Below are 15,867 nucleotides of genomic sequence, written 5' to 3'. Positions count from 1 at the left end.
CGGCGCGTTGAATTTGGCTGGCCGCTTGGCCGCCGCATTTGAATGTCAGTGAAAACTGGCCTGGTTTGGGGGAACCGCCATGTTTGAGAGCCTGATCGGCCTTGTCGTCATCATCGCGATGTTTGTCATCGTCTCGCGCCAGCAGAGCCGCATCGGCCTGATCGAACGTGAGCTTGGCGCGCTGCGCAGCCTCGTCCTTTCAGGCGCGCATGCCGTGCTGCCTGAGATCAAACCGGCCGAGCCGGCGGCAGCCGCTGGCGAGCCGGCAGACGCGGCTCCGGCAGTTGCCGCCGTTGCCGACATGGCGCCGTCATCGGTGAGCGAAGCCGTCACGGCGCAAGCGTCGACCCCGGAAGCCGAAGCGGCAGCGGCCGTAGCCGAGCCTGCCAAACCGGCAGCAGCGGCGAAAGCCGCGCAAAAGCCCGACATCGAAACGGCGCTTGGCACCCGCTGGGCGGTCTGGGTCGGCGGCATCGCGCTGGCGTTGGGCGGCCTGTTCCTGATCCGCTACACCATCGAGGCTGGCATTTTTGGGCCCGAGGTGCGGCTGGCCATGGCCGCGGTGCTCGGGCTGGTGCTGATCGCCGGCGGCGAGTTTATCAGGCGAACCGGCTTCAAGGTGCCGGTGCAAGGGGCTGCCGGCGCCTATATTCCGGCGATCCTCACTGCGGCCGGCGCCTTCGTCCTGTTCGGAACGGTCTACGCTGCGCACGCCATTTACGGTTTCGTCGGCCCGGCCTTCGCCTTCACCGTGCTTGGCGCCATCGGCGTGGCGACGATTGTCGCCGCTCTCGTCCACGGCCAGGCCCTGGCCGGCATCGGCCTTGTCGGCTCGATGGCGACGCCGGCGCTTGTCTCCTCGCAGGCGCCAAATCCATGGGCGCTGTTCGTTTATCTCGCGATCGTGCTGGCCGCCACCGCGGTGATCGCCCGCATGCGCGACTGGAAATTCCTGATGGCGGCCGCCTTCTTCGGCACCGGCGCCTGGACCATCGCCTACATGACCAACGCGCCGGGTGCGAACCTCTCCGTCATCCTGTTCATCGACGCGGTGACGCTGGCGGTGCTTGCCTTCATCTGGCTAGGCAATCGTGTCGGCGAGGCGGAAACTGCAAAGAATGGCTTCGACTGGCCCTCGATCGTGCCGGGCGTTTTCGTTGCGTTTTCGGCGCTGGGCCTGTCCGTCGACTCCACCCTTGTCGCCGCCGGCGATGCCGTGCCGGGCGCGTTTGTCCTCGTCGCCCTTGTCGCCACCGCGCTTTATAGGCCGCGCGCTTTGCCGCTGCTGCATGCCGCCGGCGTGGTGAGCGTGATGATCTATCTCGGCATCATTCCGCCCACCACCATCGGCTCCGGTTTGTCCCAAGGCAATTTGGGCTTTGACGGCCTGCCGGTGACGGCCGGAAATGCCTGGACGCTGCACATCGGTCTCGGCCTCGGCCTGGTCTTCATCGGCGCAGGTTTCTGGGCCGCACGCCGCTTCGTCGCCTCGGCGCGGATCCGCGCGGCATGCTGGGCGGCATGGGGCGTGGTCGCGCCGCTGGTCATCCTGCTGGCGCTGTGGTTCACCTTCGGCAATCTCGATCGCGATCTTGGCTATGCAGCGGCCGCCGCACTTCTGGTCGCGGTCTTCGTCGCCGGTGGCGAGTGGATCGCTCGCGGTGAGGAGCCGCCGCTGCAGGGCGGACCTGCCGTGTCCTTTGCCCTCGGTGGCGCGGCAATCGCCGGACTGCTGATGCTGCACATGGCCTTCGGTTCCGGCTGGACCACCATTCTGCTTGGTGCCGCGGCCATCGTGCCGGCGCTGGCCACACGCTGGCGCAGCTATCCGATGCTCGGCTGGATTTCGGTCGGCGCGGTCATCGCCGTGCTCGGCCGTGTCGCCTTCGATCCGACCGTCGTCGGCGCCGAATTCCTGTCGACGACGCCGGTGTTCAACTGGCTGCTGCCGGGCTACGGCGTGCCGGCGCTCGCCTTCGGCTTTGCCGCCTGGCAGCTGGCCCGCACCACCAATGGCCGGCCGCGCCTTGCCATGGAGGCAGGCGCTGCACTTTTCGCGCTGCTCACAGTTGCCATGCTGGTGCGCCACGCCATGCATGGCGGCGTCATCGACACGGGTGTGATGACGCTCGCCGAACAGGCGATCTACACGCTGATCGCCATCGGCGCCGGCGCCATCCTGGTCGCCATCGACATGCGCTCGCCAAGCTCGGTGCTGCGCTACGGTTCGATGGCCGCCGGCGTGGTCTCGGTCGCCTTCATCGCCATCAGGCATTTCGCGGTGCTGAATCCGCTGTTCACGGATGAATCGACCGGCCGCATCCCGGTGTTCAACCTGTTGTTCCTCGCCTATCTCCTGCCGGCGATCGCGGCCGGGGGACTGGCGCTCTACGCCAGGGATAAGCGGCCGAAATGGTATGCGCAGATGCTGGCGCTGGTGGCGGCCGTGCTTGCCTTCGCCTATGCGACGCTCTCGGTCAGGCGGCTGTTCAAGGGTGAGTTCATCGGCCTGTGGAGCGGCCTCGGCCAGCTGGAGACCTACACCTATTCGGCTCTCTGGCTGGGCATCGGCGTGGCGCTGCTCACAGCCGGCGTCTGGCTGAAGTCGCAGGTGTTGCGCATTGCATCTGCCGTGCTGATCTCGGTCGCCGTGGCGAAGGTCTTCATCTTCGACATGTCTGAGCTGGAAGGCGTGCTGCGGGCGCTGTCCTTCATCGGCCTCGGTGCGGTGCTGATCGGCATCGGCCTGTTCTATCAGCGGCTGCTGACGCGGGCGGCGAAGGAGGGCAGCGCAGCGTCTTGATGGAATATGCAAGATAGGATATACGAATATCCATTGGAGGATATTCCATGCCGCTCTATATCCGTGACGACGAAGTGGATGCGCTAGCCGCCAGATTGCAGCGCGAGACGAACGCTCCGAGCAAAACGGAGGCGGTGAGGATCGCGCTGGTGCACGAACTTGAACGCCATCGCGCCACGGTGCCGCTGCGCGACCGGATTGCCAGACTTCAGAACGAAGCCAGGAAGCTTGGCTTGCCTAATCCCGATTTCGACATGAAGAAATTCACCGACGAGGCGTGGGAAGACTGATGTTTGTCGACGCATCGGTGATCGTTGGCATTCTCAACCAAGAACCGGGATGGGAGGAACTGGTCAAGCGGCTTTCCAGCTCCACCGGTCCGATCTACATATCCGCGCTGGTGCGTTTCGAGGCGACGCAGGCCGTGGCGCGTGCGGCCGCCGGAACCCGCAAGCCTGATGCTGAAGGTCTCCTCAAGGCTCGCGATCTGGTGGATCGGTTCATTGTGGAAACGGGCGCGGAAAGCGTGGTCATCAGCGAAGACATCGGGTCTCTGGCCATTGATGCCAGCGCGCGCTTTGGCAAGGCTGTCGGCCATCGAGCCGATCTGAATTTTGGCGACTGTTTCGCCTACGCCTGTGCCAAAAGTCTCGATGTTACGCTGCTCTACAAGGGCAATGATTTCGCACTGACCGATTTGGGATAATTCGGCTTTCTTGTTGATTGCCGGGAATAATTTGGCCAATCGTTTCGTTATCTCATTGCTTGGGTGACCGGGGCGGCAGACCGCTTCGCGCTGGCCGCTTGCGCCGCGCTTAGAACGCGCGTTCAATCGGGATCAACAAAGGCGACCTCAGAAACCAGCGGTCATGGACGAAAAGAAGGCAGCAATCCTTGGCGAAATACCGCGACTGCGCCGCTACGCACGCTCGCTTTTGCGCGACCGCGATTCTGCCGACGATCTCGTTCAGGACTGTCTCGAGCGGGCGCTTATGCGGCTCGACAACTGGCAGACAGGAGAAAGCCCCAGGAGGTGGCTGTTTACGATCATGCATCATTTGTTCATCGACCAGATGCGCAAGGTGAACCGACGCGGCGAGGCCGCGATGCTGCCACTGGAAGCGGGCGAGGCGCAGGCCGCCCCCGCCGAGCAGGTCGAGAGCATCGCCTCGCGCGAAATCATCGACGCCTTGCAGGCGATCAGCCCCGATCGTCGTGCCGCACTTGTCATGGTCGCCATCGAGGGCTTTTCCTATGCCGAAGCCGCCAACATTCTTGGCGTGCCCGCCGGCACGCTGATGTCGCGCATTGCGCGCGGGCGTGAAGAGTTGCGCGGGCTGCTGGACGACACGGCGCGCCGCCGCGCGATAAGGATCGTTGAGAAATGACCCGCCGCGATTTTTCCGAGCGCGACATCCACATGGCCCTCGACGGCGAACTGCCGGGCGACGAGCGCATGGCCTATGACGCCTGGCTCGACGCCAATCCCGAAATGAAGGCAAGGAGCGTCCGCTACACCGCCGACCGCGCCGCAATGCACGCGGCCTTCGCCGGCGTAGTCGACGAGCCAGTGCCGGCGCGGCTGAGGCAAATCGTGCTCGGCGATGCGCCTGCAAGAGTGGCTGTGCCGCGCTCGCGCTGGTGGCTTGCTGCCGCGGCCGCGGCGGTTCTCATCATTGGCGGTGTTGGCGGCTATTTCGCCGGCATCGATGGGATTGGCCGGGACGACGGCGCCGACGACCAGTTGGCCGAGGCGGCAATCGCTGCCCATGTCATCTATGCCGCCGAACAGCGGCATGCGGTGGAAGTGCCGGCCAGCGACAAGGATCACCTGCAGACCTGGCTGTCCAACCGGGTCGGCCTCAAACTGGTCGCGCCGGATCTGGTGGCTGAAGGCTTCCAGCTCGTCGGCGGCCGGCTGTTGCCTGCCGGCCAGGGTAAGGCGGCGATGCTGCTTTACGAGGACGCCAAGGGCGAGCGCATATCGCTGTTCGTCACCGCCGAATCGGCCGAGAAGACGAAGGGCACCTACATGGCCGACTCCGATGGCCCCGAGGCGGTCTACTGGCTGGACAAGGGCTATGGCTGCGCCGTCGTCGGCTCGTTGCCGCGCGAGCGGCTGGCCGCCGTGGCCAAGAGCGCCTACGGCCAGCTTCTGGCCGGCCTGGCCAGTTGAACCGTGCCGTTTTCCGAAGTCGGCGCCAGTATCGAAAGACGGATACTGTTCAGAGTATTTGCGCCGCCTGACCTATAGCGAAACTGTCACAATTCGGCCCTAATCGAGGTGCGATAGCGCATTGATGAATGCCGGTGTTTCGGCTGGTGTTTGCGACGTTTTCGACCAGGGCCTTTTCTACAACCCAATCGAGGTTTTCCGAGCCCGCATGCCTGCCGAGATTCGCACGGCCCGCGCGTCCGACGTCGATGACCTCGCCGCCATCGAGAAGGTCGTTTTTGACAGCGACCGCATTTCCCGCCGCTCCTTTCGCATGTTGATCGAGCGCGAGACTGCCGAAATGCTGGTCGCCGAAGACGACGGCCGCGTCGCCGGTTATGCGGTTGTGCTGTTTCGCAAGGGCAGCGGCGTCGCCCGGCTCTATTCCATCGCCACCAGTCCCTTTTTCAGCGGCCGCGGCATTGGCCGCATGCTGCTGGAAAAGGCGGAAGAGGCCGCCTTCGAGCACGATCGCATGATGCTTCGCCTCGAGGTGCGGGAGGACAACAGCCGCGCCATTCGCATCTACGAACAGAGCGGCTATCGCAAGATCGGCCGTGAGCCTGAATATTACGAGGACGGCGCCACGGCGCTGCGCTACGAAAAGACCTTGCGCGGCGACATTCCGGTCGCCACCAGGGTGCCGTTCTACCAGCAGACCTGCGAATTCACCTGCGGTCCTTGTTGTCTGATGATGGCGATGGCCAATTTCGATACCGGCTTCGTGCCCGATCCGGTCATGGAAATTCGCCTCTGGCGCGAATCGACCACCGTCTTCATGATGTCGGGGCCAGGCGGCTGTGAGCCGTTCGGCCTCGCCGTCTCCGGCTATGAAAGCGGGCTTTCGGCGGAAATCTACGTGTCCTTCTACGGCGCGCTGTTTCTGCAGTCGGTGCGCAGCGAAGACAAGCGCCGGGTGATGGAACTGGCGCAGGTAGACTTTCGCCGCCGGGCGGAACAATACGGCATCCCGGTGAATTACCGTTCGTTCGCCATTGACGATATCCGCAGCGCGATCGCGGAGGGAAAACTGGTGCTGGTGCTGATCAGCGGCTTCCTGATGTTCGGCAAGAAGGTTCCGCACTGGGTGCTGGCCATTGGCGACGATGGCGACCATATCCTGATCCACGATCCCTGGGTCGAGGACGAGAGGCAGGAGACCATCCTTGATGCCGCCAACATTCCCGTGCCTTACGGCATCTTCATGAACATGGCGCAGTTCGGCCGCGACGGATTGCGCGCCGCCATCACTCTTGGGAAACGCTGATAACAATGACCTGGGTCATCCTAACCGGCCGGCAGAGCGATCTCGACCAGGTGGCGACGCCGCACAAGATCATCACCAATCGCGAATATCTTGCCCATCCGTCGCTGTTCCGCGGCCAGCGGCCGAAGGTCATCAACCTGTCGAACAATTACGGCTACCAGAGCCGCGGCTACTATGCCTCGCTGCTTGCCGGTTCGCGCGGCCACAAGGTCATCCCGACAGTCGAGACGATGATCGACCTGTCGGAGCGCAAGCTCTACGAGCACGCGCTGCCGGAACTGGAACTGGCGCTCAACAAATGCCGCAAGGACCTCGGCGGCGCATTTCCGCAAAAAGTCTGCATCTTCTTCGGCATCGGCCCGTCCAAGATCTGGGACCGCTTCGCCAAACTGCTGTTCGACTGGTTTCGCGCTCCGGCGCTGGAAGTCCACATTAGGGATAGCGCCGAATGGGCGTCGATCCGCAAGATCGGCTTCCATCCGCTGGCCAGGATGACCGAGGAGGAAGAAAAGCACTTCATCCAGTGCCTGGAGACCTACACCAACCGCGAGTGGCGCGACACCAAGGGCCGCACGCCGGCGCGCTACACCTTCGCCACGCTGGTCGATCCGCACGAAGAACTGCCGCCGTCGGAGATTTCGTCGCTGCGCTACTGGGCCAAGATCGCTGAAAAGATGGGCGTCGAAATCGAGCCGATCACCCGCAAGGATCTGGCCAAGCTCGCCAACTACGACGCGCTGTTCATCCGCGAGACCACCTCGATCTCCAACCACACCTACCGCTTCGCCCGCCGCGCCCAGCAGGAAGGCATGCCGGTCATCGACGACCCGCTGTCAATGATCCGCTGCACCAACAAGGTCTATCTCAACGAACTGATGACCTACAACAAGGTGCCGGTGCCGCCGACGGTGATGATCGCCGGCATTTCCGACCTCGAAGTGGCGGCGCAGACGCTGGGCTTCCCGCTGGTGCTGAAGATCCCGGATTCCTCTTTCTCGCGCGGCGTCAAGAAATGCGAGAACCTGGAAGAGCTGAAGACGCTCGCCACCGAATGGCTGGAGGATTCCGACCTTCTGATCGCGCAGAAATTCATCCCGACCGAATACGACTGGCGCGTCGGCGTGCTGGGTGGCCAGCCGCTGTTTGCGGTGCATTATCTGATGGCCAAGAAGCATTGGCAGATCGTCAACCACAAGGCCAATGGCAAGCCCGACCAGGGCGGCATCAAGACCTTCACGCTGAAGGAGACGCCGCACCATGTCGTCGAGACGGCGGTCAAGGCGGCGCGCTGCATCGGCGATGGCCTCTACGGCGTCGACCTCAAGGAAACCAAGGACGGTGTCTTCGTCATCGAAGTCAACGACAATCCCAATCTCGACCATGGCTGGGAGGACTCTGGCGAAAAGGACGAGGTCTGGGTGCGGTTGACACAGTGGTTCCTGGAACGGCTCGACCGTCCCGGGCGGTAGTTCACCGAGGGGGAAAAGATGCAGTTCATCGTGATCGAGGATTTCACCGGCTGCGATCGCAAGGAGATCTACCGCCGCTTTCGCGACCGTGGCCGCCTGAAGCCGGACGAGCTTGTCGTGCACCACTCCTGGATCGCGGCGGATATGAGCCGCTGCTTCCTTTTGGTCGAAGCCGATGACGTCACACTGCTGCAGCGCTGGGTCATCGAATGGGCGGATCTGGTGGAATTCGAGATCATTCCCGTGGCGACGAGCAAGGACATGACAGCGGCATTGGCCAGCCATCTCTGAGTGGTCGACCGCCCATCTCTGAGTGGCCGCAAGCCATCAACGGAGCGCCGGCGAGCCCACCGAGCGCAGGCATTCATCGATCAGCCATGTGCGGAACGCCGTCACCACATCGCGCCTTAGGCTTCGCTCCCGGATCGTCAGGCAATAGGGTTGGCGCAGCTCGATCGACCGGGCGACCGGCCTGACCAGCCTGCCATCCTCCACCGCCTCGGCGCAGAACACGCCTTGCGCCAGCGCCACACCCAGCCCTGAGATGGCAAGGTCGAGTGCTGCCCGCGACGAGTTGGCCGAGAGGCCGCGCTGTATGGCCCGGCCGGGCGCAACGCCGCCCGCCTCGAACCAGTTGCGCCAGGATGGAAAGGACGCGCCGGTCGGCCCCCAATCCGTGTGGATCAGCGGCAGTCCGGCGAGGCCTTCGGGCTTGATCTCACCGACAAGTCCAGGCGCGCAGACGGGATAGACGGCGTCCCTGACGATGTCCTGCGTCGGCTGATCGCGATAATGCGGGCCGTAGGAGAGCCTGATGTCGATCAGCTCGCGGTCGAACGACACCGGGTCGTCGTCGCCTCGGAGCGATATGTCGACGGCGCCATGGCTGGCGACAAAGCGGGCCAGACGCCGGGAAAGCCAGCCCATCGCCATGGATGGCGGCACCGACACGACCAGCCGGGGGCGGAACGCATCGCCGCCGAGCTCACGCGAGACGCTGCCGATCTCCTGGAAGGCCATGCTCAGCCTGGGCAGCATCTCGACGCCGGCTTCGGTCAGCACGACGCGCCGGTTGACGCGATGGAACAGCTTGCGGCCCATCTGCTCTTCGACGGTGCGGATGAGCTGGCTGACCGCGGCCGCCGAGATCGAGAGTTCTTGCGCCGCCGCGGCAAAGCTGCCGGAGCGGGCGGCTACCTCGAAGGCTTGAAGTCCTTTCAGCGATGGAAGCATGGCCATTGTGTCCAATAGATAAGCTCAGCTTACCTATTTCGCAGAAATCATCGTTTTTCGAAAGGTTTCTTGTTGGAGTAGCTTGGCGCCATGAACACATCAGCCCAAAATGAACCCAGGGATCATCGCGACGTGATCGCGTCGCTGACGCAGCAGCAGCGCGACCGGCTGACCGCCAAGTCGGATCGCCTTGGACTGGTCCAGCTCGCCGCCCACTGGGGCGCAATCGTCGTCCTCGGCGTGCTGATCGCCGCCAAAGTGCCGTTCTGGCCGCTGCTGATGCTGCCGCAAGGCATACTGATCGTCTTCCTGTTCACGCTGCTGCACGAGACGATCCATCGCACCGCCTTCGAAACGCAGCGGCTGAACGATCTGGTGGCGCGCGCCTCCAGCCTCGCCATCGCACTGCCGGCCGACTGGTTCCGCTATTTCCATTTCGCGCACCATCGTTTCACCCAGGATCCAGAAAACGATCCGGAGCTGGCCTTTCCGAAGCCGCAGACATGGCGGCAGTATCTGATCCACGTCTCCGGCATTCCGCTGTGGTGGGGGCATTTGAGGACGCTCTACATCAACGCTACCGGACAATGCAGCGGCAGCTACGTGCCGCCAAAGGGCCACCCCAAGGTGCGCACCGAGGCCCGCGCCATGATCGCTTTTTACGTCGTCGTGCTGGTGCTCGCTGTCTGGTTCAAGGCGACGGTATTGCTCTATATCTGGATCCTGCCGGCGCTGCTGGGGCAGCCATTCCTGCGGCTCTATCTGCTGGCCGAGCATGGTCGTTGCCCGCTGGTCGCCAACATGCTGGAGAACACCAGGACCACGCTGACCAACTGGCTTGTCCGCAAGCTGGCCTGGAACATGCCGTTCCACGCCGAGCACCATGCCTATCCGGGCGTGCCCTTCCATCAATTGCCGCAGTTCCACGCCCTGATCGAGCGCCATCTCAAAGTGGTTGAGCCCGGCTATGTCAGCTTCCATGAAAAGTACATCGAGACGCTGCGCTGACTTCGGCGGTCACCTCGGCAGCGTCTGCTCGACGAGAGTGACGTAATAGCTGAGCACAATCGGAACGATCGCGTCGTTGAAGATGTAGCGGTCGCCGTGCAGCCCTTCGCCGGGCCCGACATTACCGGCCCCGATCCACGCATAGCAGCCGCCGGCTTCCCGAACCATATAGGCGAAGTCCTCACAGCCCAGGCTCGGGTTGAATTCGGTGGCGACCTGCTCGCGGCCGACGACCGAGGCAGCGGCCCGAACGGCCCGGGCTGTCGCTGCCGACGTGTTGATCACCGGCGGGTAGCCTTTCCTGTAGGTGAGCTTGCTCGCGAGAGAATGGGCGGCGGCGATCCCTTGCGCGATCTCGCCGATGAGCTTTTCACAATGGTCCGACAGCGCGGGCTCGAAGAAGCGGCAGGTTCCTTGCAGCCAGACCTTGCCCGGCACGATGTTGCCGACATTGCCGCCATGGATTTGCGTGATCGAGACAACCAGTGCGGTCTGCGGATCGACGGAGCGGCTGACGACGCGCTGGACAGCCTGGACGAAGGCTCCGGCTGCCAGGATCGGGTCATCGCCCAGTTGCGGCATGGCGGCATGCGCGCCGGTGCCTTCAAAACTCAGTTCGAAATTGTCGACGGCCGCCATCATCGGGCCAACGCGGGTGGCAATCGTCCCCAGCGGGACCCCTGGCCAGTTGTGGACGGCGTAGACGCCTTCCACCGGAAAACGCTCGAAAACCCCATCCTCGATCATCCGCATGCTGCCGCCTTCATTCTCCTCCGCAGGCTGGAAGACGAAATAGACGGTGCCGTCAAACGCGCGACTGTCGCTCAGCAGTTTTGCGGCGCCGAGCAGCATCGACGTGTGCCCGTCATGGCCGCAGGCATGCATCACGCCTGGCTTCTTGGAAGCATAGGGCAATCCTGTCTTCTCCAGGACAGGCAAGGCATCCAGTTCGGCCCTCAGCCCGATCGCACGCGAGCCTGATCCGCTCCTGAGAACGCCGACCACGCCGGTGCCGCCAATCCCTTCATGGACTTCGTCGAGCCCGAAGGCGCGCAGCCGGTCGGCAACGAAGCGCGCGGTCTCCTGCTCGTTGAAGCCGAGTTCGGGATTGGCGTGGATATGGTGCCGCCAGGCGATTACCTCCGGGGTGAGGGCAGCGACGGGGTCATTGTGCAGCATTTGCACTCTCCTTCCTGGTCGACGTAAACTCTGTCCGGTTTGTTCGTGCCGCCAAGGAAATAGAGGCTGGGATCGGCAGCGTCTTGAACAGGATTGACCGTGTCGAGAATTCCGGATCCCAAGGCAGAGACGACGCAGTTCTGGCGCCACCCGAGCTTTCGCGATCTAGGCATGCTCAAGGCGCGCTTCACCCGGCATCGCTATGACCTGCACACGCATCCGACCTATGTCATCGCCCTGATCACGCAAGGATGCGAGCGCGTCCGCATCGGCAGCCAGAGCGTGGTCGCGCCGGCCGGCACGGTGCTGATCGTCAATCCCGAGGTGTGGCATGACGGCGAGGCGGGTGCCGATGAGGGCTGGGCCTACCGGACCTTCTATCCCTCGGTTCCGCTGATGAGCGAGGTCGCCTCGGAACTGGGGCAAGATCGCCCGCCGCTGTTTTCACAGGCGATCATCGATGACAGAGATCTGGTCCAGGCGGTCGCCCTGGCGCATCAGGGTTCGACATCCGGTGACGCGACGAGCGCCGAGACATCCATGCTCGTCGCCTTGCGCAAACTCATCCTTCGCTATGGCGATTGGGGCGGCCGGCGGCGCGAGGCGGTCGAAAGCTTCGGGTCGCGGACAAGGCTCTCGATCTATGAGCAGGTCATCGAGGACAACCTCACCGCCGAACTCGACCTGCAAAAGCTCGCCCAAGCCGCCGGCGTGACCCGGTTCCAGGTCATCAGGGATTTCAGGAAAGTGGTGGGTCTCACGCCTGCGGCATTCATCCGCGATCGGAAATTGCGCCGCGCCAATCTGCTGATCCAGCAAGGTTCAAGTCTCGCCGACGCCGCCTTTGCAGCCGGCTTCTCCGACCAGAGCCATCTCTCGCGCATTTTCCGTGCGGCGCACGGAATGACGCCAGGGATGTTCAGGCGGGCTGGCTAGCGCTCAGCCGGATTGGCTGAGCACCACGCTGGTTTTCATCAGACGATTGAAGTCCGCCACCTTCGACGGCACGCCGATAAGGTAGCCCTGCGCCTCGACGCAGCCATATTTGCGCAGCGTGTCCAACTGGGCATCGGTCTCGACGCCTTCGGCGGTAACGGTGATGCCAAGCTCCTTGCCAAGCCCGATGATGGTGCGCACGATCGCTGCGGTCTCGTGGCTGTCGATGTCGCGGATGAAGGAGCGGTCGATCTTGATCTTGTCAACGGGGAAGCGCCGGAGATAGCCGAGTGAGGAATAGCCGGTACCGAAATCGTCGAGCGCGATGCGGATGCCGAGATCGCGCAGCTGCCCGAGCGTCTTCAGCACCGTGTCGCTTTCGTCCATCAGCACCGTCTCGGTGATTTCCAGTTCGAGCCGGCTGGCCGGCACGCCGGAAAATGCCAGCGCCGAGATGACGCTGCGGGCAAAGCCGCCGCTTTTGATCTGCACCGCCGAAACATTGACCGCGACACGCAGCCCGTGCGGCCAGCCCGCCGCCACCGTGCAGGCTTTGCGCAGCGCCCAGTCTCCCAGCTGCACGATCAGCCCGGTCTCTTCGGCGACCGCAATGAAATCGTCAGGGGCTATCAGGCCGCGTGTCGGCGAATGCCAGCGCATCAAGGCTTCGGCGCCGACGATGTCGCCGGAGGCGATGTTCATGATCGGCTGGAAATCCAGCACGAATTCGCGCCGCGGCAATGCCGCTTCGAGGTCGCTTTCCAGCGCCCGCCGTGCCCGCACCATCGCGTCCATGCCCGGCTCGAAGAAGCGGTAGACGTTGCGGCCTTCGCTCTTGCCCCGATAGAGCGCCATGTCGGCGTTCTTCAGCAGCGTGTCGGCATCCTCGCCGTCATTGGGGTAAAGCGCGATGCCGAGGCTGATGCCGACATGCATGTCGCGGCTTTTGTCGCGAAATGGTTTGCCGATGATGTCGACGATGCGCTTTGCCAGTTTCTCGGCATCGGCAGCGCCTTTGGGATTGAACTGGATGATGGCGAACTCGTCGCCGCCGAACCGGGCGACGACGTCGGTCTCGTTGCGCAGGCAGCGCTGCAGCCGTTCGGCCACGCATTTGAGCAGCCAGTCGCCGGCCGGGTGCCCCCAGGTGTCGTTGACGGCCTTGAAGCGATCGAGATCGAGCGAGAAGATCGCCAGCGGCGTGCCTTTGGCTTCGCTCAAGGCCCGATCGAGCCGTTCGCGGAACATCGAACGATTGGGCAGGTTGGTCAGCGTGTCGTGATGCGCAAGATGGGTCATGCGCTCTTCGACAAGCTGCCGCTCGGTGACGTCGTCGAAGGTCGCTACCCAGCCACTGCCGCTCATGGGCCGGCGCGTCACCAGAAGCGTCCTGCCATCCGTAAGATGACGATATGCCGAATGCGTTTTGGCCGCCTTCAGGCAGGCTTCGGTCTTGGAGACCTCGCTGTCGACGTCGATCTTGCTGTAGATGCCAAGTTCCAGCAGTTTTTCGAGTGCGTCGCGGTGGGTCGTTCCGAGCGGGAAGTCGGCGGCGGTGACTTGGTAAAGCTCCAGGAAACGCTCATTGCGCACGATCATCTTGCCGTCCGCATCATACATCAACAGGCCTTGCGACATGTTGCCGAGCGCCGCGTCGAAGCGGCGGTGCTGCTCCTTCAACTCCAGCTCGGCGCGCCGCTGCTCGGTGATGTCCTCATAGATCGACACCCAGCCGCCCTGCGCCAGCGGCCGGTGCGAAATGTCGATGATGCGCCCGTCCGACAGCTTCTCCTCATAGGTCGAGGGCCTGGCGCCGTCGATATAGGGTTTGCGGATGGCATAAAGCTCGCCAGCGCTGTGCGAGGCGACGCCGGTGTCGACGCTGTGCTGCAGAATATCGAAGAAGCGTATGCCGGGCCGCACGATCGCGGGGTCGAGGCAGAAGATGTCGAGGTAGTGGCGGTTGCAGATGATCATCCGCTCATCGGCATCGAACATGCACAGCCCGTGCGACATGTTCTCGACGGCGGCCGAAAAGCGCTCGTTTTGCTCGCGCAGCTCGTCTTCGATGGCTCGCGGCGTAGCCACACCTTCGGCCTCCTGTCCTGGGACAGGCGCATCAACCTCGATAGGAGCGACGGGCATGAGGCGAGCCTGCAGACCGTGATCAACACGGATAGTTGTCGCCATCGCCGGTTAATTTACCGTGTGTTCAGGGACCGGAATGCGCCGCAATGACCGCCTGGCGCCTGGTTTCAAGCGCCGCGAACCGCTTGAGGAAGGCCTTCTGCGCCCAGGTCACCGAGCGCGGGGTGAAATCGAAGCGCTCGGCGCTGAAGCCGCGCGGCCGGCCGAAGAACTCGGTCGCCTCGGCGGTTGAAAAACCGGCAAGCAGCGTCGCCTCGAAATAGGCGGCGATCTGGTCGGCGCGCTTGATCTCCTTGCGCAGCGCTGCACCAAGTTCCTGCGGCAGCGAAAAGCGCTGATGGATGGCGTGCTGCAGTCTCAACTCGCAATCCTTGTAGCTGCCGCCCATCACCGATTTGAACGGCGAGATCATGTCGCCGATGACATATTCCGGTGCGTCGTGCAGCAGCGCCGCCAGCATGGCATCGGGCGTGGCGTCGGGCACCAACTCGGAAAACAGCGCCTCGACCAGCAGCGAATGCTGGGCGACTGAAAAGGCATGCTCGCCGCGGGTCTGGCCGTTCCAGCGGGCGACGCGGGCGAGCCCGTGGGCGATATCGGAAATCTCGATGTCGAGCGGCGAGGGATCTAGCAGGTCGAGCCGCCGTCCCGACAGCATGCGCTGCCAGGCGCGCGGCGGCGCCCCGGCGCGGTCGGGCGCCATCAGGCCTCCTCCGCGCCGACGGCTTCTTGAGGAAAGCCGAACTTTGCCCAGGCCGGAATGGCAAGCGATACGGTGACGTCACCGGCCATGACAGGCTGGCCGGCATCGAGCGCCGCCTTGACCCGGTCGATGCGGGCGATGGCAAGGCCTGTCGTGCCGGCGGTCGAGCCGAGCGTGCCGACCGGCCGTCCGGCAACTGTCAGTTCGGTGCCCGGTGCGGGCAAGAGGCTTTGGCCCTGCACGATCAACACCCGTCGTCTGGCGGTGCCGCGATGCTGCATGCGCGAGACCACCTCCTGGCCGACATAGCAGCCCTTCTTGAAGCCGACGCCGCCGGTCTCGTCGAGCAGCACATCGTGCGGGAAGGCGTCGTTTAGCTGGAAGTCGCTGCCGCTTTCAGCAATGCCTTGGGCGATGCGCAGGGCCTGCCATGCGGCGAGGTCGCCCTTCTCGGCGCCGTCGCCGTAGACGCGCCTGACGGCCGCGTCGGCAAAGCGCGTGTCCGCGACATCAGTTGAATCAGATTGTGAGGCAGCTGAATCATCGCCCCAGGCGACAGTGACAAGTCCTTGATCGGTTTTGGCAATCTCGACCTTGGCGCGCAATTTGTAGAGCATGAGCCGGCGTATGAAATCGTCTGATATCTCGGCGCGGCATTCGAGGCGAAAACCATTGTCACCGGCGCGCGAGATCAGGAAATCGAACAGGATCTTGCCTTGCGGCGTCAGCAGTGCGCCCGGCTTTGCCTCGCCGAGGCGGAGCACGTCGAGGTCGGTGGTCAGAATGTTCTGCAAAAAATGCTCGGCATCCGGGCCTGACACGGAAATGAGGGCGCGGTCTCTCAGCAGGGCAAAGGGCATGGGTGAAAAGCAGCCTGATCTTGCAAAACGGTCGGCCTTTACGTAA

Annotated in this window: 15 protein-coding genes; 10 read left to right on the top strand and 5 right to left on the bottom strand. The window is 63.6% G+C overall.

All coding sequences use genetic code 11. From position 1 onward, the window contains the following. The first annotated feature begins 79 nt into the window (after nucleotides 1-79). From AC1DXU_RS10135 to AC1DXU_RS10100, 8 genes are all read left to right on the top strand, one after another. Nucleotides 80-2,803 (top strand): DUF2339 domain-containing protein, encoded by a 2,724-nt coding sequence (locus tag AC1DXU_RS10135; protein ID WP_477367691.1) that lies wholly within the window; start codon nucleotides 80-82, stop codon nucleotides 2,801-2,803. 47 nt (nucleotides 2,804-2,850) lie between these two features. Beyond that, nucleotides 2,851-3,093: a type II toxin-antitoxin system VapB family antitoxin gene (locus AC1DXU_RS10130; RefSeq protein WP_477367688.1), complete on the top strand. Its 243-nt coding sequence runs from the start codon at nucleotides 2,851-2,853 to the stop codon at nucleotides 3,091-3,093. After that, nucleotides 3,093-3,509, top strand: a complete 417-nt coding sequence (locus AC1DXU_RS10125) for a type II toxin-antitoxin system VapC family toxin (RefSeq protein WP_477367685.1) — start codon at nucleotides 3,093-3,095, stop codon at nucleotides 3,507-3,509. Before AC1DXU_RS10130 ends, AC1DXU_RS10125 begins: the two co-directional genes overlap by 1 nt. 163 nt (nucleotides 3,510-3,672) lie before the next feature. Then, nucleotides 3,673-4,191 (top strand): sigma-70 family RNA polymerase sigma factor, encoded by a 519-nt coding sequence (locus tag AC1DXU_RS10120; protein WP_477367682.1) that lies wholly within the window; start codon nucleotides 3,673-3,675, stop codon nucleotides 4,189-4,191. Beyond that, on the top strand, nucleotides 4,188-4,979 hold the full coding sequence (locus AC1DXU_RS10115) for an anti-sigma factor family protein (protein WP_477367680.1): 792 nt from the start codon (nucleotides 4,188-4,190) through the stop codon (nucleotides 4,977-4,979). The genes AC1DXU_RS10120 and AC1DXU_RS10115 overlap by 4 nt, the downstream gene beginning before the upstream one ends. A 208-nt stretch (nucleotides 4,980-5,187) precedes the next feature. Continuing rightward, entirely contained in the window at nucleotides 5,188-6,285 is a 1,098-nt protein-coding gene (locus tag AC1DXU_RS10110) for a peptidase C39 family protein (protein WP_477367678.1), read from the top strand. 5 nt (nucleotides 6,286-6,290) lie between these two features. Continuing rightward, nucleotides 6,291-7,754 carry a RimK family protein gene (locus AC1DXU_RS10105; RefSeq protein WP_477316384.1) on the top strand — a complete coding sequence of 488 codons (1,464 nt, stop codon included), beginning with the start codon at nucleotides 6,291-6,293 and terminating at the stop codon, nucleotides 7,752-7,754. 18 nt (nucleotides 7,755-7,772) lie between these two features. Further along, entirely contained in the window at nucleotides 7,773-8,045 is a 273-nt protein-coding gene (locus AC1DXU_RS10100) for a DUF3303 domain-containing protein (protein ID WP_477316386.1), read from the top strand. A 36-nt stretch (nucleotides 8,046-8,081) separates the two neighbouring features. On the opposite strand, the gene AC1DXU_RS10095 is transcribed toward AC1DXU_RS10100, so the two are convergent. After that, nucleotides 8,082-8,993 (bottom strand): LysR substrate-binding domain-containing protein, encoded by a 912-nt coding sequence (locus tag AC1DXU_RS10095; RefSeq protein ID WP_477367675.1) that lies wholly within the window; start codon nucleotides 8,991-8,993, stop codon nucleotides 8,082-8,084. An 84-nt stretch (nucleotides 8,994-9,077) separates the two neighbouring features. Here AC1DXU_RS10095 and AC1DXU_RS10090 point away from each other — a divergent pair, with 84 nt between their 5' ends. Then, complete coding sequence (locus AC1DXU_RS10090) at nucleotides 9,078-9,995, top strand: fatty acid desaturase family protein (protein WP_477367672.1); 918 nt, start codon at nucleotides 9,078-9,080, stop codon at nucleotides 9,993-9,995. Between the two features lie 9 nt (nucleotides 9,996-10,004). On the opposite strand, the gene AC1DXU_RS10085 is transcribed toward AC1DXU_RS10090, so the two are convergent. Further along, nucleotides 10,005-11,174, bottom strand: coding sequence for an amidohydrolase (locus tag AC1DXU_RS10085; RefSeq protein ID WP_477367669.1), 1,170 nt, complete (start codon nucleotides 11,172-11,174; stop codon nucleotides 10,005-10,007). 99 nt (nucleotides 11,175-11,273) lie between these two features. On the opposite strand from AC1DXU_RS10085, the gene AC1DXU_RS10080 reads away from it, so the two are divergent. Continuing rightward, nucleotides 11,274-12,110 (top strand): helix-turn-helix transcriptional regulator, encoded by an 837-nt coding sequence (locus AC1DXU_RS10080; RefSeq protein ID WP_477367666.1) that lies wholly within the window; start codon nucleotides 11,274-11,276, stop codon nucleotides 12,108-12,110. Between the two features lie 3 nt (nucleotides 12,111-12,113). Here the strand turns inward: AC1DXU_RS10080 and AC1DXU_RS10075 are convergent, their stop codons facing one another. From AC1DXU_RS10075 to ygfZ, 3 genes are all read right to left on the bottom strand, one after another. After that, nucleotides 12,114-14,255 (bottom strand): putative bifunctional diguanylate cyclase/phosphodiesterase, encoded by a 2,142-nt coding sequence (locus AC1DXU_RS10075; RefSeq protein WP_477367663.1) that lies wholly within the window; start codon nucleotides 14,253-14,255, stop codon nucleotides 12,114-12,116. 67 nt (nucleotides 14,256-14,322) lie between these two features. Then, nucleotides 14,323-14,961: a YfbR-like 5'-deoxynucleotidase gene (locus AC1DXU_RS10070; protein WP_477367660.1), complete on the bottom strand. Its 639-nt coding sequence runs from the start codon at nucleotides 14,959-14,961 to the stop codon at nucleotides 14,323-14,325. Continuing rightward, nucleotides 14,961-15,821 carry a CAF17-like 4Fe-4S cluster assembly/insertion protein YgfZ gene (ygfZ, locus tag AC1DXU_RS10065; RefSeq protein ID WP_477367657.1) on the bottom strand — a complete coding sequence of 287 codons (861 nt, stop codon included), beginning with the start codon at nucleotides 15,819-15,821 and terminating at the stop codon, nucleotides 14,961-14,963. The genes AC1DXU_RS10070 and ygfZ overlap by 1 nt, the downstream gene beginning before the upstream one ends. Between the last annotated feature and the right edge of the window lie 46 nt (nucleotides 15,822-15,867).

It is taken from the genome of Mesorhizobium sp. P3_A10 (assembly GCF_056403175.1).
This window is presented reverse-complemented; position numbering and strand designations above follow the sequence as displayed.